General features: G+C 67.2%; 15 protein-coding genes and 1 riboswitch. Of the genes, 5 read left to right on the plus strand and 10 right to left on the minus strand.

What is annotated here, in order from left to right:
* Positions 1-1884: glycogen debranching protein GlgX (gene glgX, locus QM682_RS04415; RefSeq protein ID WP_415127500.1), on the plus strand; the 1884-nt coding region annotated here is incomplete at its 5' end.
* A 64-nt stretch (positions 1885-1948) separates the two neighbouring features.
* Here the strand turns inward: glgX and QM682_RS04420 are convergent.
* The 5 genes from QM682_RS04420 to QM682_RS04440 all read right to left on the minus strand — a co-directional run bounded on the left by QM682_RS04420 (position 1949) and on the right by QM682_RS04440 (position 6577).
* Positions 1949-2101, minus strand: coding sequence for a hypothetical protein (locus QM682_RS04420; protein WP_415127502.1), 153 nt, complete (start codon positions 2099-2101; stop codon positions 1949-1951).
* Between the two features lie 225 nt (positions 2102-2326).
* Positions 2327-3844 (minus strand): tripartite tricarboxylate transporter permease, encoded by a 1518-nt coding sequence (locus QM682_RS04425; protein WP_415127504.1) that lies wholly within the window; start codon positions 3842-3844, stop codon positions 2327-2329.
* Positions 3845-3847: 3 nt separating this feature from the next.
* A complete protein-coding gene (locus tag QM682_RS04430) occupies positions 3848-4342 on the minus strand; it encodes a tripartite tricarboxylate transporter TctB family protein (RefSeq protein WP_415127506.1) in 495 nt (164 codons plus the stop codon).
* Positions 4339-5280, minus strand: a complete 942-nt coding sequence (locus QM682_RS04435; protein ID WP_415127508.1) for a Bug family tripartite tricarboxylate transporter substrate binding protein — start codon at positions 5278-5280, stop codon at positions 4339-4341. The genes QM682_RS04430 and QM682_RS04435 overlap by 4 nt, the downstream gene beginning before the upstream one ends.
* A gap of 205 nt (positions 5281-5485) precedes the next feature.
* Positions 5486-6577: an ABC transporter substrate-binding protein gene (locus QM682_RS04440; protein WP_415127510.1), complete on the minus strand. Its 1092-nt coding sequence runs from the start codon at positions 6575-6577 to the stop codon at positions 5486-5488.
* An 87-nt stretch (positions 6578-6664) separates the two neighbouring features.
* Between QM682_RS04440 and QM682_RS04445 the strand changes: the two genes are divergently transcribed.
* From QM682_RS04445 to QM682_RS04455, 3 genes are all read left to right on the plus strand, one after another.
* Complete coding sequence (locus tag QM682_RS04445) at positions 6665-7336, plus strand: response regulator transcription factor (protein WP_415127512.1); 672 nt, start codon at positions 6665-6667, stop codon at positions 7334-7336.
* Entirely contained in the window at positions 7333-8724 is a 1392-nt protein-coding gene (locus QM682_RS04450) for a sensor histidine kinase (protein WP_415127514.1), read from the plus strand. Before QM682_RS04445 ends, QM682_RS04450 begins: the two co-directional genes overlap by 4 nt.
* A 160-nt stretch (positions 8725-8884) precedes the next feature.
* Complete coding sequence (locus QM682_RS04455) at positions 8885-10897, plus strand: TonB-dependent receptor domain-containing protein (RefSeq protein ID WP_415127516.1); 2013 nt, start codon at positions 8885-8887, stop codon at positions 10895-10897.
* Positions 10898-11001: 104 nt separating this feature from the next.
* Here the strand turns inward: QM682_RS04455 and minE are convergent, their stop codons facing one another.
* The 5 genes from minE to tkt all read right to left on the minus strand — a co-directional run bounded on the left by minE (position 11002) and on the right by tkt (position 15802).
* Entirely contained in the window at positions 11002-11277 is a 276-nt protein-coding gene (gene minE, locus QM682_RS04460; RefSeq protein ID WP_415127518.1) for a cell division topological specificity factor MinE, read from the minus strand.
* Between the two features lie 2 nt (positions 11278-11279).
* The gene (gene minD / locus QM682_RS04465) at positions 11280-12101 is read right to left on the minus strand and encodes a septum site-determining protein MinD (protein ID WP_415127520.1); all 822 of its coding nucleotides are present in this window, start codon (positions 12099-12101) and stop codon (positions 11280-11282) included.
* Positions 12102-12117: 16 nt separating this feature from the next.
* On the minus strand, positions 12118-12891 hold the full coding sequence (gene minC / locus QM682_RS04470) for a septum site-determining protein MinC (protein ID WP_415127522.1): 774 nt from the start codon (positions 12889-12891) through the stop codon (positions 12118-12120).
* A gap of 185 nt (positions 12892-13076) precedes the next feature.
* Positions 13077-13514, minus strand: a complete 438-nt coding sequence (locus QM682_RS04475; protein ID WP_415127524.1) for a 6,7-dimethyl-8-ribityllumazine synthase — start codon at positions 13512-13514, stop codon at positions 13077-13079.
* A 72-nt stretch (positions 13515-13586) separates the two neighbouring features.
* A riboswitch (FMN riboswitch) is annotated at positions 13587-13719 on the minus strand.
* Between the two features lie 52 nt (positions 13720-13771).
* The gene (gene tkt, locus QM682_RS04480) at positions 13772-15802 is read right to left on the minus strand and encodes a transketolase (RefSeq protein WP_415127526.1); all 2031 of its coding nucleotides are present in this window, start codon (positions 15800-15802) and stop codon (positions 13772-13774) included.
* A 143-nt stretch (positions 15803-15945) separates the two neighbouring features.
* Between tkt and QM682_RS04485 the strand changes: the two genes are divergently transcribed.
* The gene (locus QM682_RS04485; RefSeq protein WP_415127528.1) at positions 15946-16710 is read left to right on the plus strand and encodes a DeoR/GlpR family DNA-binding transcription regulator; all 765 of its coding nucleotides are present in this window, start codon (positions 15946-15948) and stop codon (positions 16708-16710) included.
* Positions 16711-16712: the final 2 nt, after the last annotated feature.

The following is a 16712-nucleotide window of genomic DNA, read 5'->3' on the forward strand; positions in this document are numbered from 1 at the left end:
GCCATGGAGGGCGGCATCTGGTTCGGCTATCTGCCCGGCGTGCGGCCGGGCCAGGTCTATGGCTATCGCGTCCACGGTCCCTACGCGCCCGAACAGGGGCATCGCTTCAACCCCAACAAGCTGCTGCTGGACCCCTATGCGCGCGAATTGCGCGGCACGATCCGCTGGGACGATGCGCTGCATGGCTATCATGTGGGCGAAAACGATCTGAGCTTCGATCAACGCGACAGCGCGCCTTTCATGCCGAAGGCCGCCGTGGCGGACCCGGCTTTCGACTGGGACGCGGACAGCGCCCTGCGCCATCCCTGGCAGAAAAGCCTGATCTATGAGGCGCATGTGAAGGGCTTGACGCAACTGCATCCCGATGTGCCCGCGCATCTGCGCGGCACCTTCCGGGGGCTGGCGAGCGATGCGGTGATCGCGCATCTGAAGTCGCTTGGCGTCTCGGCCATCGAGCTTCTGCCGGTCCATGCCTTCGCCAATGACCGCTATCTGGGGGAAAAGGGCCTTTCGAATTATTGGGGCTATTCGACGCTGGGCTTTTTCGCGCCGCACCGGCCTTACCTGCACAGCGGCCAGATCCGCGAGGTCAAGCGGGCCGTGCGGCGTTTCCACGAGGCCGGGATCGAGGTGATCCTGGACGTGGTGTTCAACCATACCTGCGAGGGCAACGAGATGGGGCCGACGCTTTCGTTCCGGGGTATCGACAATGCGAGCTATTATCTTCTGTCGCCCGAGAATCCGCGCCATAGTTTCGACACCACCGGGACCGGGAACACGCTGAACGTGGCCCATCCGATGGTGCTGCGGATGGTCATGGACAGCCTGCGCTATTGGGTCGAGGTGATGCATGTGGACGGCTATCGCTTCGACCTGGCCTCGACCCTGGGGCGCGAGGCGCATGGGTTCGAGCGCGACGGCAGCTTCTTCAACGCGATCCGGCAGGATCCGGTGCTGAACGGCATCAAGCTGATCGCCGAGCCATGGGACATCGGCGAGGGCGGCTATCAGGTGGGCGGCTATCCCTGGCCCTTCCGCGAATGGAACGACAAGTTCCGCGACGACACGCGCGGATTCTGGCGCCGCGATCCGGGGCTGGTGGGGGCGATGTCGGAACGGCTGGGCGGCTCTCCGGTGCAGTTCGACCATAGCCACCGCCCGGCGACGACCAGCGTGAACTTCGTCGCCGCGCATGACGGTTTCACCCTGTGGGACTGCGTAAGCTATAACGACAAGCACAACGAGGCCAATGGCGAGGATGGCCGCGACGGCAGCGGCCACAACCTGAGCGACAATATGGGCGCCGAGGGGCCAAGCGACGATCCCGCCATCCTGGAGGCGCGTATCCGCCGCGTCCGCGCCATGCTGGCGACCATGCTGCTGAGCCAGGGGGTGCCGATGATCCTGGCCGGGGACGAGCTGGGCCATTCCCAGCGGGGCAACAACAACGCCTATTGCCAGGACAACGAGATATCCTGGATCGACTGGGGCAAGGTGCGTCCGGGGATCCGGGAGGCGGTCGCGGCGCTGGCCGGGTTTCGCGCGGGGCAGGGGCTTTCGGTCGCGGATTTCGCCGTTGGGGTCGGGGTCGAGGTCGGAGGCGATATGCCCCGCGTCCGCTGGCTGCATCCGCGCGGGGGCGAGATGAAGGAGGCGGACTGGCGGGATGCCGGGTTGCGCCTGTTCGGGATGCTGCGCCGGCATCCGGGCGCGCCGGACCTGCTGATCGTGCTGAACGCGGGCGACGACGCCGAATTCGCCTTGCCCGAGGGGGAATGGCGGCTGTGCATCGACACCGCCCGCGAGGATCCGGGCTGCGATGAGCCGGCTTCGGGTGGGCGCAAGATCGGCTGGCAGAGCGTGCAGGCTTTGGTCCGGGCGTGATGCGCAAAGGCCCGGCCTGGGCCTTCGCGGTCGCGGGGGGCGGGGGGCGGGCCCGGAATTGGGCCTAGAGCTGGATCGCGCGGAAGGCGTCCTGCGGGATGCCCAGTGTCTTCAGGTCGCGCGCGGCGGGGCTGCGGTGGGTCTTCACCGCAGCCGCCGCATGGATCGCGGCGCGGAAAGTGCCGAAGGCCGAACGGAGGAAACGAAAAGCGGTCATGATGCTTGCCTGTCTGGATCGATTGCTTCGATACCGGCAAAGATGGGCGCCGCCGGATCTTTCTGCAATGCAGCATCAGGGTAGGGCGGCCATGCGCGCAGGACATGGCCCGATTTTGCGCCCGATCTTGCGCCCGATCTGGTGCGGCGGCCGCATGGGCGGTCCCGAAACGGAACCGGCCCGGAGGCGGGTGCGCTCCGGGCCGGTTGGCTTTCATGTGGTGGATCAGTCCTCGTCCCCGCCCAGTTGCGACAGCACCTGGCCCCGGCCCCTGGCGCGCAGGATCAGCGGCACGATCAGCGCCAGCGCGGCGATGGTCAGAAGCGTGCCGGCGATGGGCGATTGCACCATATAGAGCCAGTCGCCCTGGCTGATCGACAGCGCGCGGCGCAACTGCTGTTCAGCCATCGGACCCAGGATCAGGCCGACGACGATGGGCGCGATCGGATAACCGAAAAGCCGCATCACATAGCCCAGCACGCCGAAGGCCAGCAGCATCCCAAGTTCGAACACCGAGGGGTTGGCGCCGATGGTGCCCAGCGTCGCGAACAGCAGGATGCCCGCGTAAAGCCAGGGTTTCGGCACCGAGAGCAGTTTCACCCACAGCCCGATCAGCGGCAGGTTCAAGACCAGCAGCATGAAGTTCGCGATCAGCAGGCTGGCGATCAGCCCCCAGACCAGCGTGGGATTGGTGGCGAAAAGCAGCGGCCCCGGTTGCAGCCCGAATTGCTGGAAGCCCGCCAGCATGATCGCCGCCGTGGCCGAGGTGGGCAGGCCCAGCGTCAGAAGCGGCACCAGCGTCCCGGCGGCCGAGGCGTTGTTGGCGGCCTCGGGTCCGGCCACGCCCTCGATGGCGCCGTTGCCGAATTCCTCGGGGTGCTTGCTTAGCTTCTTCTCGGTCGCGTAGGACAGGAAGGTGCCGATCTCGGCCCCGCCGGCCGGCATGGCGCCGATGGGAAAGCCCAGGGCGGTGCCGCGCAGCCAGGGCTTCCACGAGCGTTTCCAATCCTCGCGCGACATCCAGACCGAGCCTTTGACGGCGGTAACCTCGTCCTGGTGCTGGACGCGCTGGCCGGCGATGAACAGCGCCTCGCCCAGGGCGAACATGGCGACGGCCATGGTCGTGACCTCGATCCCGTCCAGCAGGTCCGGCACCCCGAAGGAAAGCCGCGTCTGCCCGGTCAACTGGTCGATGCCGACGCAGGCCAGCGCCAGGCCCAGAAACAGCGAGGTCAGCCCCCGCAGCGCCGAATCGCCGAAGGCCGCCGAAACGGTGACGAAGGCCAGCACCATCAGCGCGAAATATTCGCGCGGACCGAAGACCAGCGCCACCTTGACGATGGTGGGCGCCAGAAAGGCCAGAAGCAGCGTCGCGATCAGCCCCGCCACGAAAGAGCCGATGGCGGCCGTGGCCAGCGCGGGTCCGCCGCGCCCCTTGCGGGCCATCTTGTTGCCTTCGAGCGCGGTGATGATCGAGGCGCTTTCGCCGGGTGTGTTCAGCAGGATCGAGGTGGTCGAGCCGCCATACATGCCGCCGTAATAGATGCCCGCGAACATGATCAGCGAGCCGGCCGCGTCCAGCCGGTAGGTCACCGGCAGCAGCAGCGCCACGGTCAGCGCCGGGCCGATCCCCGGCAGCACGCCCACGGCGGTGCCCAGCGTCACGCCGATCAGGGCGTAAAGCAGCATCGCCGGTTCGGCCGCCGTGGCGAGGCCCTGAAGCAGGAATTCAAAGGCACCCATGGCTTAGCCCCCCGGAAAGATCAGTTTTTCCAGCGGTCCCGCCGGAAGGTGCAGCATCAGAAGCTGCGAGAAGACGGCCCAGACGAAGAACGAGACGGTGATGCCGATGGCCAGGTTCAGCGCCAGGTTCCTTTTGCCGAAGGCCCGCGCGGTGGCGGCGAAAAGCAGCCCCGTCGCGATCGAGAAGCCGGCCGCGTGCAGCGTCATCAGTTGCAGCGCGAGGCCGCCGATGATCCAGAGGACCGGCTGCGGGTTCTGGGCCGGACGCTCGGGGAAGTCGCCGCGCAGGGCCTCAAGCGCGGTCCAGGCGGCAAGGCCCAGAAGGCACCAGGCCACGACGCGGGGAATGGTGGCGGGGCTGACCCCGGAATAGCCGCCCAGATCGGTCAGGCGCGCGCTGTCCCACAGCATCACGCCCGCGATCAGCGCCAGCCCCACCGCGATGATCAGCGCCGCCAGATCGGGGCGGCGCTTGGGTTCACGGTCGATCTCGCTCATTTGACCAGACCGATGTCCTTGAGGATGGCTTCGGTGGCGGCGGTGTCCTGTTCAAGCTGGGCATCGAACGCGGGACCGGCCAGATAGGTGTCCATCCAGCCCTTGTCGGCAAGCTGCTTTTGCCAGGCTTCGGATTTCACCATCTTTTCGATATCGGCGTTGATCTTGGCCTTCTGTTCGTCCGACAGGCCGGGGCCGGCGGCGACCATGCGCCAGTTCTGCAATTCCACGTCCAGCCCCGCCTCTTTCAGGGTCGGCGCGTCCACGCCCTCGATCCGCTCGGGCGAGGACATGGCCAGAAGCCGCAGCGTGCCGGCCTTGATCTGGGATTCGAATTCGCCCAGCGAACTGATGCCCGCCGTCACCTGGTTGCCCAGGATCGCGGCCAGCGCCTCGCCGCCGCCGGAATAGGCGATGTAGTTGATCTTGGTCGGATCGACGCCCGCCGCCTTGGCGATCATGCCGGCCGCGATATGGTCGGTGCCGCCCGCCGAGCCGCCGGCCCAGCTGACCGAGCCGGGATTTTCCTTGAGCTTGGCGACCAGCCCGGCCACGTCCTGGATGTCGGACGCGGCGGGGACCACGATGGCCTCGTATTCGCCGGTCAGCCGGGCGATGGGGGTCACGTCCTTCAGCGACACGGGCGCCTTGTTGGTCAGGATGGCGCCGACCATGACATAGCCGCCGACGATCAGCGCGTCGGGGTTGCCCTTGTTCTGGCTGGAGAACTGCGCCAGCCCGATGGTGCCGCCGGCGCCGGGCACGTTCTGGACCTGGACCGATTTCGAGATGCCTTCCTCTTGCAGGACGGTCTGCATGGTGCGGGCGGTCTGGTCCCAGCCGCCGCCCGGATTGGCGGGCGCGATGATGGTGTAATCGGCCATGGCGGGCAGCGCCATGGCGCCCGCGAACAGGCTGGCGAGAACGAGATGCTTCATGACATTTCCTCCGCTGGCGCCGGTCCGGTGGGTGCCGTCCGGTCGCGCTATGTCTTTTTCGTGGCTATGGCCCCCGCCTCTCCCAAAGCGCGGGCATTCCTCCTTGGCCGCGCGCGGCGCGTGCAACCGTGCCAGCCTTTCACCACAGGAACCTGTCATGGACCTGACATATCCGTGATCGGGTCGCGCTTTCAGCGCGGCGGCTTCAGCGCGGCGGCGCCTCGGGGCGGATCGCGCGGTGCCAGCGCGCCAGCAGCCGGGTCCGCGTGGCCTGGTCCAGATAGGCCAGAAGGCCGGGGCTGACCGGCACCGGGCGCAGGCGCAGACCCTTGAGATCCTCCATCCCGCCGGCCATGCCCTGCTGGCCCGCGACCTCCAGGCCGACCGCCGAAAGCCGCAGCGTATGGGCCAGCAGGCGCTGGCCTTCGTCCGACATCAGAAAGGCCAGAAGCTGGGCGCCAAGCTGGGGGTCGGCGGCCTTGTCCGGCACCAGGCCCACGCGCGACACGACCACGGTGAAGTCGCGGGGCAGGATCACCCCCAGATCGGGATCGCGCCGCGCCCATTCCGCCGCATAAGAGCCCAGCAGGTTATAGCCCAGGGCCAGCCGTCCGTCCGCGATCCGCGTCAGCAGATCGCCGGTGGTGGCGAAGGTTCGCAGGTCCAGCCGGCCCATCGCCGCCAGCACCGACCAGATGTCGGGGTAAAGTTCCTGGTCGCGGGCCATGAACAGATAGCCCACGCCCGAGCGCGCGATGTCATAGGTGCCGATCCGCCCGCGCGCCTGGTCCGGGTGCCGGGCCATCCAGTCCATAAGCTCGGCCCGCGTCGAGGGCGGCGGCGCGTCCGCGAAGCTGGGCTTGTGATAGGCGAAGACCGCCGGCTCGAAGGTCAGCGCATAGACGCTGTCGCGCCAGTTCGCCCAGTCCGGCCAGCCGGGCGTCGCGGGCGTGACCACGGGCCGGGCATAGCCGTCATTCGCCAGCTTGATCTGAAGGTCCATGGCCGAGGAAAAGGCGAAATCCGCCGTGCGCCCGGTGGCGCTTTCGGACAGGATCCGGTCGTGCAGCGCGCCGGTCAGCAGGTTTTCGTAATGCACGCCGATGCCGGGATGGCGGGCCTGGAACGCCAGCACCAGGGGCCGGGCCAGATCGTCGTCCAGCGAGGAATAGACCGTCATCCTGCCCGTCTCGGTCCCGCCCGGCGCGGGAAAGAGCGTCACCCGCGCCTGGGCGGGCGGCGCCAGGGCCAGCGCAAGCGCCAGTGCCAGTGCCAGCAGGGTGAAAAGAGGGATCAAGGGCCGCATATCCGATGATTGCCCCAGCCGAGGCCCGTTCACAAGCGCCCCGCCAGCGGTTAGCCTGTCGGGGAGGGGGAGAGAGATTTGCGCATTCTGCTGGTCGAGGACAATCTTTCGCTGGCCGAGGGGCTGGCGCAACTGCTGCGGCAATCGGGCTATGCGGTGGATCTGGTCCATGACGGCGCCTCGGCCGAGGCGCTGGCGGCGGCGGAAAGCTTTGATCTGGTGATCCTGGACCTGAACCTGCCGCAGATGGACGGGCTTGAGGTGCTGCGGGCCATGCGCTCGCGCCGCAACCCGGCGGCGGTGATGATCCTGACCGCGCGCGGCGCCCCCGAGGAACGCGTGCGGGGCCTGGACCTGGGCGCGGACGACTATCTGATCAAGCCCTTCGACATCGGCGAGTTCGAGGCCCGCATCCGTTCGCTTCTGCGGCGCCAGGCGGGGCTGCGGACGGCGACGGTCAGCTTCGGGGCGCTGGATTTCGACCAGAACAGCCGCAGCTTCTCGGTCTTGGGGCAGCTTCTGGACCTGCCCGCGCGCGAACGCGGCCTGCTTGAACTGCTGATCACCCGCGCCGGCAAGGTCGTCGCGCGCGAGGCGATCGTGCAATCGCTGACCAGCCTTGAGGACGACCTGTCCGCCAATGCGATCGAGCAATATGTCAGCCGCCTGCGCAAGCGCCTGGCCCCCGCCGGGCTGACGGTGCGGACCGCGCGCGGCATCGGCTATTTCCTGGACCGGACCGAAGCGTGATCGGCCTCGGCCGCCCCTCGTCGATCCGGCGGCGGCTTCTGGCCTGGCTGCTGGTCGCGACGGCGGTTTTCGGCGCGCTGGCGTTGCTGGACACCTGGCGCGAGGCCAAGCACATGGCGACCGCGCTGGCCGACCGGGTGCTGGCCGGTTCGGCCCTGGTCATCGCCGAGCGCGCCTCGCTGGACGAGCATGGGCGCATCGCCATCGAGATCCCCTATGGCGCGCTGGAAATGCTGAGCTCGGCGGCCGAGGACCGGGTCTTTTACCGCGTCGACGGCCCGCCGGGGCGGCTGGTCACGGGCTATGGCGACCTGCCGCTGGCCCCGGCGCGGCAGGGGGGCGGTCCGGTCTTTTCCGACGGCTTCTTTCGCGGCGAGCCGGTGCGGGTGGCAAGCCTGGCGCGGGCCGCCTCGACCGGGATCGACGAGGTGCCCTTTGTCGTCACCGTGGCCGAGACGACCACCGCGCGCGAGCAGTTGACGCGGACGATCCTGATGCGCTCGGCGCTGCGGCTGGGGCTGATGATGCTGGGCGCGGCGCTGATCGTGGGCATCGCCGTCACGCTGTCGCTGCGCCCGCTTTACCGGCTGGGCGAGGCCATCGCCACCCGCAGCCCCGACGATCTGGGTCCGGTCGAAACCCGCGTCCCCAGCGAGGTCCGGGGCCTGGTCGGCACGATCAATTCATTCATGACGCGGCTGAAATCGGCGCTGGACGGGCTGCGCAACTTTACCGGCAATGCCGGGCACCAGCTTCGCACGCCGCTGGCGGTGGTGCGCACGCAACTGGCGCTGGCCGCGCGCGCCTCGACCCTGGCCGAGGCGCAGGCGGCGGCGCATAAGGGCGATGCCGCCGTCGCCCATGCCGAGCGCATCCTGGCCCAGCTTCTGCTGCTGGCCAAGGTGGACGCGGCGGCGGGTCGGGTCGGCGCGCCGATGGATCTGGTCGGCTTCGCCCGCGACCTGACCGCCGAGCAGATCCCCGCCGCCGCCGAGGCCGGGATAGACCTGGGCTTCGAGCTTGGCCCCGGAACGGCGGCGGAATTGCCGGTCCGGGCCGAGCCGCTGCTGCTGGGCGAGGCGCTTCGCAACCTGATCTCGAACGCGGTGCTGCATACCGGGCAGGGCACCGAGGTCACGGTGCGCGTCCTGGCGCTTCCCGGCGCCGCGCTGATCGAGGTCGAGGATGACGGGCCGGGCATCCCCCCCGAGGCCCGCGCCGCCGCCTATGGCCGTTTCGCGCGCGGCCCGACACCCGGCCCCGGCATGGGCCTTGGCCTGCCCGTGGTCGACGAGATCGCGCGGCTTTTCGGGGCCGAGCTTGAGCTGGCCTCGGGCGCGGGGGGGCGCGGGCTGGTGGCGGGGCTGCGCTTTCCGCTGGCGGGCTGAGCGGGCCGTGATTTCGGGGTCATGGAACGGCGGCCGTGGCTTTTTTGCAACGTGGCGAAGGGGTATCGGCGCCTGCCGTGGATTTCTGACAAAAAAAGTTGATCATTCTGAACCGACTATTATACCCGGCGCCGATTTCAGTGTATGAGGGTCAATCTGTATGAAAACTCGATTTATTTTCGCTCTGACAGGCGTTTCCGCGCTTGCGCTCGGCTCGGCGCTGTCGGCGCAGGAAGCTGCTGAGGGGGTCGCGGCGCCGGTGGTTCTGGACCAGATCACGCTGATCGCCGATGGCCAGGAAAAGGTCGAGGCGACCGGCGGCGTCAGCGTCACCGCCGAGGATATAGACGCGCTTCAGCCTGCCGATGTGTCCGAGCTTTTCGCCCGCGACAGCGCCATCTCGGTTTCGGGCGGGGCGGGTCCGGCCAAGCGTATCCATGTCTTCGGACTTGAGCAGTCGAACCTGGCCGTGACCGTGGACGGCGTGCCGCAGGGTCCGACGAGCTGGCACCATACCGGCTCGAACGTGATCGATCCCGCCTTCCTGAAATCGGTCGAGGTCGAGGCGGGCGCCGCCGCCGCCGATTCCGGTTTCGGCGCCGCCGCCGGCGCGGTGCATTACGAAACCGTGGGCGCGAAGGATCTGCTGGCCGATGGCAAGACCCATGGCGGCCGGGTCGGCCTGTCCTATGGCACGAACGGGCGCGGCTGGTCCGGCTCGCTGGCGGGTTACGGCGTCTATGGCGGCTTCGACTGGTTCGCCATGGTGCATGGCACCCATGGCAAGAACTACAAGAACGGCGACGGCTACGAGGTCGTGGGCACCGAGCCGGGCAACAAGGGTGCGCTGGTCAAGCTGGGCTATGAGATCGAGGGTCGCCGCCTGGAACTGGCGCTGGACCACAGCGAGGACGATGGCGACCGCACCATCAAGATGAACATGGACCTGAACGCGGACAAGCTGGTCTATCCGCTGAAGGTCACGCGTGATTCGATCAGCCTGAAATACAGCCTGACCTCGCCGAGCGACGCCTGGGATCCCGAGGCGATGCTTTATCTGACCGAGAACAAATACGACCGTCCCGACTATGCGGTGGACGCGACCAACGGCGATATGAAGCTGAAGAACCGCACCATCGGCGGGGTGATCAAGAACACCTATACGCTGGGTCCGGGCAAGATCACCTCGGGCATCGACTGGGCCTATAACGATTATGACGTGGACAATTACGGCGATACCGACCGCCGTTACTGGACCATGGAGACGATGCAGATCGGCGCCTTCGTGCAGGGCCGGTTCGAATTCGACAATGGCATCGACCTGTCCACCGGCGCCCGCGTCGATCACCACCGTTTCACCGACTGGAACGGCGAGCGTCACAGCGATACCGGCGCCAGCGTCAACGGCACGATCTCGTATGAGTTCGCCCAGGGCTACGAGGTGTTCGCGGGGGCATCGCATACCTGGCTGGGCTATAAGTTCGGCGAATACGCGCTGCTGCACGCGCGGACCTCGGACCTTTACACCGCCAGCGATTTCGAGCCTTCGACGGCGCGCAACATCAAGCTGGGCCTGAACGCCAACCAGGGCAACTGGACCGGCAACCTGACCTTCTTCGACACCCGGTTGAAGAACATGGGCGAGTTCATCTTTGATGAAGAGCCCTATTACCTGGGCAATGTCGATGAATACCGCAGCAAGGGCTTCACGCTTCAAGGCGCCTATAGCTGGGGTTCGGGCCGGGTGGGCGGCAGCTTCACCAAGGCCGATGTCAGCCAGGGCGGCATCGATGCCCTGCCCGCCGGCGGCGCCGCCGTCCCGGTCGGCAAGGTCGCGACGCTGTTCGTCGATCAAGAGATCGCGCAATACAACCTGAAGGTCGGCGGCTCGGTCGAATGGGCCGGCAAGCTGGACGGCGACGATCTGGCCGAGGCCGGTTTCTACGACGAAAGCTCGTATACCGTGCTGAACCTTTACGGCGAGTGGCGCCCCGCGAACTATGAGAATGTCGTGGTCCATCTGGGCATCGATAACGTCTTCGACCGCGCCTATTACGAGCGTTCCAGCTATGGCGAGCGCGATGTGGTGCGGGGCGGCGTGCTGGCGCGCGACATCGATCCGCTTTACGCGTCGGGCCGCACGATCACGCTGGGCGTGAAGATGGACTTCTGATCCGCGAAGGCCCCGGCTTGTCCGGGGCCTGACCGGCGGGGTTCGCTGAAAACGGAAAAAGGCCCGGAGCGTTCTCCGGGCCTTTTCGCATCCCTTATGCGGGATCAGATCTGGCGGACCTTCAGCTTTTCGGTGCCCGGCAGTTCGATATTGATTTCAAGGCTGGACAGGTCGTCGCTGCGCTCCATCTTGACCTCGACATCATCGATGCCGATTTCCAGATGGCGGCGCACCACCTCAAGGATGTCGCGTTGCAGCAGTGGCAGGAAATCCGGGCTGACGGAATTCCCGACCTTTTCATGCGCCAGCATGATTTGCAGGCGTTCCTTGGCGGTCTGGGCCGAGGCGGGCTTTTTCTGGCGGAAAGAGAAACCGAACATGGTCAGGCCGTCCGCCCCAGCAGCCGCGAGAAGAACCCGCGCCGCTGTTCGCCGCCGTTCACGCGCATCTCGATCTGTTCGCCGACCAGGCGGCCGACCGCGTCGGTATAGGCTTTGGCGGCGGCCGAGTTCTCATCCATGATGACCGGCGTGCCCTCGTTCGACGCCTTCAGCACCGAGGTGCTTTCGGGGATGATGCCCAGAAGCGGGATCGCCAGGATTTCCAGCACGTCCTGCACGCTCATCATCTCGCCCTTGGCCGAGCGGGTGGGATCGAAGCGGGTCAGCAGAAGCTGCGACTTGACCGCGCTGCCATCGCCCTTTTCGGCCAGGAAGGTCTTGGAGTTCAGCAGCCCCAGCACCCGGTCGCTGTCGCGCACGGACGAGACTTCGGGGTTCGTCACCACGACGGCCTCATCGGCGTAATACATCGCCAGATGGGCGCCGCGCTCGATCCCGGCGGGGCTGTCGCAGACGATATAGTCGAATTCCTCGCGCAGTTCGTCCAGGACCTTCTTGACGCCCTCTTTCGTCAGCGCGTCCTTGTCGCGGGTCTGCGATGTCGGCAGCACATACAGGTTTTCCAGCCGCCGGTCCTTGATCAGCGCCTGCTTCAGCTTGGAATCGCCCTGGATGACGTTGATGAAGTCGAAGACCACCCGGCGTTCGCAACCCATGATCATGTCGAGGTTGCGCAGGCCCACGTCGAAGTCGATGACGACGGTCTTGTGCCCGCGCATCGCCAGCCCTGCGCTGATGGCCGCCGAGGACGTGGTCTTGCCGACGCCGCCCTTGCCGGATGTGACTACGATGACCTTGCTCACGAAACCTATCCTTTTTCTATTTGAGGCTTTCGACGCGCAGCTTCTCCCCTTCCAGGAAGACCTGCACATATTCCCTGGGCGTATCCGCCGCCAGACTTTCGCTGGTGGTGTAAAGCCCGGCGATGGCCAGCAATTCCGCATCGAGCGCGTGGCAGAAGATGCGGGCCGAGGTGTCGCCGTTCACACCCGCCAGCGCGCGGCCCCGCAGCCGGCCGTAGATATGGACGTTGCCGGTCGCGATGACCTCGGCGCCGGAACTGACCGAGCCGATGACGACGAGATCGCCCCGGTCGGCGAAGACCGTCTGCCCCGAGCGCACCGGCTGGGTGATCAGCTTGGAGGCGGGCGCGGGCGGCTCGGGCGGTTCGGACTGGGCCTGCGTGACTGCGGCGGCGACGGCGGCCTGGCGGCGTTCGCGGTCCACCCGCTCAAGCGGGACATTGCGCCCGCCCGGCATCACGACCAGGCCGGCGGCGGGGGCGGCGGCGGCGATCTCGGGCGTGCCGTTCTGGATGCCGAAGACGGAAAGCTTGCGCGCCCGCAGCGCCTCGGCCAGGGCTTGCAGATCGCCGGCGCCGTCCAGGCCCTGGGCCTGTTCCAGGTCGATCACCAGGGGCGCGTTCTCGAAGAACAGCGGGGTCTGGCGCAGCTTGGCGTCCAGCGCGTCGAAGAAGCCCTGATCGGGGCGGCCCGCCAGATGCAGGGCGACGGCGGTGAAGAACCGCCCGCGCATCTGGATGGGCTTGACCGTCGCGACCGGCGTCGCGCTGCTGCGGTTCTGTTGTGCCACGTCTCTGCTCGAAGTTATGGGGCGCGCGGGGGGCCGCGTCTCCGGGTTCTGGACTGACTACCCTGCCAGCGCCGCAACGTCCATGCGCTTTGCCGACGATGGGTGCATTCGGCGGAACCGTGCCTGCAAAAGCGAATGTGATCACACGGATCTTGCCCCCGTCGCGAGCAGCGGGGGCGAAGGGTTTACAGGTCCAGCGCGGCGACGGCGCGGACGGCATGGGCCGCCTCGGCGCCCTTCTTGACGAAATGGTCGCGATAGAAGCCGTGATGTTCGTCGCTGGCGTGGAAGTGATGCGGCGTCAGGCTGACCGAGAATGTCGGCACGCCCGTTTCCATCTGCGCCTGCATCAGCCCCGAGACCACGGCCTGGGCCACGAAATCATGGCGATAGATGCCGCCATCCACCACCAGGGCGGCCGCGACGATGGCGTCGTATTTGCCCGACTGGCCCAGCTTCTTGGCCAGCAGCGGCATCTCGAAGGCGCCGGGCACGTCGAAGGCGGTGATGTTGCAGGCCGTGGTGGTCTGATCCATCTCGGCCTGGAAGCCTTCCAGCGCCCGGTCCACGATATCGGCGTGCCAGCGGGCCTTGATGAAGGCGATATTGAGGGTATTGGTCATATGCGGAACCTTTCCTGATCGCAGAATGGCCCCAAGGCGATCGCAGGCCCGATCATGGCGCGCCATGACCGATCCCATTCTCTTTCATCCAGACTGTGACTGTCGGCCCCGGAATTTCACCGGATCTGCTGACCCCCTGCCAAGACAGAGGCGCTCGCGGGCTGTAACCGCCGGTGGGGAATCGCACCCCGCCCCGAGAACGCCTGCTTTTTGAAGGAGGTCCGGGGGAAAGACAAGCCCCCGGACCCCGTTTCGCGTTACTTGCCGGTCAGCACCTTGACGCGGGCGGCGGCGGCCTCGGCGGTGATGCCGAATTCGGCGTAAAGCCGGTCGATGGGGGCCGAGGCGCCGAAGCCGGTCATGCCGATCACGTCATCCTCGCTGGCGACATAGCGGGTCCAGCCGAACTTGCCCGCCGCCTCGATGGCGATGCGGGGCGCGTCGCCCAGGGTTTCCTTGCGATACGCCTCGGGCTGGGCGTCGAACAGTTCCCAGGACGGCATCGAGACCACGGCGACGTTCAGCCCGTCCGCGTGCAGCTTTTCGGCCGCGTCGACGGCGATGGTGACCTCGGTGCCGGTGGCGATGATCGTGGCGTCGCGGCCTTCGCCGAACTGGCGGATCACATAGGCGCCCCTGGCGGTCAGGTTCTCGTCACCCGCGTCCAGGCGCAGCTGCGGCACGTCCTGGCGTGACAGGGCCAGCAGCGAGGGCACATGCCGGTTGCGGATGGCGATGTCCCAGGCTTCCAGCGTTTCCACCGTGTCGGCGGGGCGCAGGACGGTCAGGCCGGGAATGGCGCGCAGGCTGGCCAGATGCTCGACCGGCTGGTGGGTCGGGCCGTCTTCGCCCAGGCCGATGCTGTCATGGGTCATGACATAGATCGTGCCGACCCCCATCAGCGCCGACAGGCGGATGGCGTTCCTGGCATAGTCCGAGAAGACCAGGAAGGTGCCGCCATAGGCGATGAAGCCGCCATGCAGGTTGATGCCGTTCATCGCGGCCGCCATGCCGAATTCGCGCACGCCATAGCCGATATAGCGGCCCGGCGCCTCGCGCGTGTATTGGCTGTCCACCGCCTTCACGCGGGTCAGGTTCGAGCCGGTCAGGTCGGCCGAGCCCCCGATCATCTCGGGCAGGGCGGCGGTCAGCGGTTCCAGCGCCATCTGGCTGGCCTTGCGGGTCGCGGCCTTCTTGGGCGCGGCGAACAGCGTGTCGCGCGCGGCCTTGACGGCGGCGTCATAGCCCTCGGGCAGGGCGCCCGACAGGCGGCGGGTGAATTCGGCGCGGGTCTGCTGGGGCTTGCCGGCCAGGCGCGCTTCCCAGGCTTCGCGGGTCTTGGCGCCGCGCGTGCCGATGGCGTGCCATTCCGCCGCCAGCGCATCGGGGATCACGAAGGGTTCCGAGGACCAGCCGATGGCTTCGCGGGTCAGCGCGGCCTCATCCTTGCCCAGGGGCGAGCCGTGGACCGCATAGGTGCCGGCCTTGTTGGGCGAGCCGAAGCCGATGATCGTCTTCATCGCGATCAGCGAGGGCTTGCCGGTTTCGGCCTTTGCCGCCGCGATCGCCGCGTCCAGCGCCTGGCCGTCATGGCCGTCGCAGGACTGCACATGCCAGCCCAGGGCCCGGAAGCGCGCCGGCACGTCCTCGGAGAAGGACACCGAGGTCGGGCCGTCGATGGTGATCGAGTTGTCGTCGTAAAGCACGATCATCTTGCCCAGGCCCAGATGGCCGGCAAGGCTGGCGGCTTCCTGGCCGATGCCCTCTTGCAGGCAGCCGTCGCCCAGCATGACATAGGTGTGATGATCGACCAGATCGTCGCCGAATTCGGCGGCCAGGCGCCTTTCGGCCAGCGCCATGCCGACGGCGGTGGCCAGGCCCTGGCCCAGCGGGCCGGTCGTGGTCTCGATCCCCTTGGCATGGCCGTATTCGGGATGGCCCGCCGTGATCGCGCCCCATTGGCGGAAGTTCTTGACCTGATCGAGGGTCATATCCTCATAGCCGGTCAGGTGCAGCAGGCTGTAAAGCAGCATCGAGGCATGGCCGTTCGACAGCACGAAGCGGTCGCGATCCGGCCAGTCTGGGTTTTTCGCGTCAAATTTCAGATGCTTGGAGAAAAGCACGGCGGCCGCGTCCGCCATGCCCATCGGCGCGCCCGGATGGCCGGAATTGGCGGCGTTCACCGCGTCGAACGACAATGCGCGGATACAGTTCGCCAGCGCGAAATTCTGCGGATCAAGCGCGGCCTTTTCGGCGATCTTCGGGTCTTTGGGCGAATCTAGGGGCATGGGTTCCTCCGGTTTTGCTGCTGCATAACCCGCCCTGTCAGCGATAACAACAATCATAACAATGGCCGGTCACAATCTCACAAGAATGATGTTGCGAATTTGCGGGGGAATGTTACAACCGGCGCATGGGAGAGGGCCGACTGGTGAAACGGGACGAGCGCAGACAGGCGATCATGGGGCTTTTGGCCCAGGCCCGCGCGGTCGAGCTTGACGCGCTGGCCGAGCGTTTCGCCGTCTCGAAGATGACCATCCACCGCGACCTTGACGACCTTGAGCAGGCGGGACTGCTGCGCAAGGTGCGCGGCGGCGCCACGGTCGAGGCCGGCACCCAGTTCGAAAGCGATTTCCGCATCCGCGCGCTTCAGGATGCCGAGGCCAAGGGCCGCATGGCCCGCGCGGCGCTGGACCTGGTCGAGCCGGGGATGACGGTGATGATCAATGACGGCTCGATGGCGGCGCTTTTGGGCGCGCGGCTTGCCGAAACGGCGCCGCTGACCGTGATCACCAACAATGCCGCCGTGATCGAGGCGCTGAAATCCGCGCCCCGGATCGCGCTGATCGCGCTGGGGGGCATGTTCAGCGCCAAGTTCAACGGCTTTTTCGGCACCGTGACCGAAGATGCGCTGACGCGGCTGCGGGCCGACCTGGCCTTTGTCTCGACCCCCGCGGTGGCGGGCCTGCGCGCGTTTCACATGGACGATGCCGCCGTGCGCGCCAAGCGCGCGATGATCGCGGCGGCGGATCGCGCGGTGCTGCTGGTCAACCACAATCGTTTCGGCCGCTCGGCGCTGCACACGCTGGCCGACCTGGCCGAGTTCGACGCCATCATCACCGATGCCGCCCCGCCGGGTCCCGACCGCGCCGCGATCGAGGCGGCAGGGCTGCCCCTGACCATAGCCAAGGACTGACA

This window comes from Paracoccus sp. (in: a-proteobacteria), assembly GCF_047605025.1.
Taxonomy (GTDB): Bacteria; Pseudomonadota; Alphaproteobacteria; order Rhodobacterales; family Rhodobacteraceae; genus Paracoccus.

Excerpts from the sequence above, each read along its gene's own strand:
- QM682_RS04420 (WP_415127502.1), bottom strand. The coding sequence starts at position 2,101 with ATGACCGCTTTTCGTTTCCTCCGTTCGGCCTTCGGCACTTTCCGCGCC.
- QM682_RS04425 (WP_415127504.1), bottom strand. The coding sequence starts at position 3,844 with ATGGGTGCCTTTGAATTCCTGCTTCAGGGCCTCGCCACGGCGGCCGAA.
- QM682_RS04430 (WP_415127506.1), bottom strand. The coding sequence starts at position 4,342 with ATGAGCGAGATCGACCGTGAACCCAAGCGCCGCCCCGATCTGGCGGCG.
- QM682_RS04435 (WP_415127508.1), bottom strand. The coding sequence starts at position 5,280 with ATGAAGCATCTCGTTCTCGCCAGCCTGTTCGCGGGCGCCATGGCGCTG.
- QM682_RS04455 (WP_415127516.1), top strand. The coding sequence starts at position 8,885 with ATGAAAACTCGATTTATTTTCGCTCTGACAGGCGTTTCCGCGCTTGCG.
- minE (WP_415127518.1), bottom strand. The coding sequence starts at position 11,277 with ATGTTCGGTTTCTCTTTCCGCCAGAAAAAGCCCGCCTCGGCCCAGACC.
- QM682_RS04475 (WP_415127524.1), bottom strand. The coding sequence starts at position 13,514 with ATGACCAATACCCTCAATATCGCCTTCATCAAGGCCCGCTGGCACGCC.
- tkt (WP_415127526.1), bottom strand. The coding sequence starts at position 15,802 with ATGCCCCTAGATTCGCCCAAAGACCCGAAGATCGCCGAAAAGGCCGCG.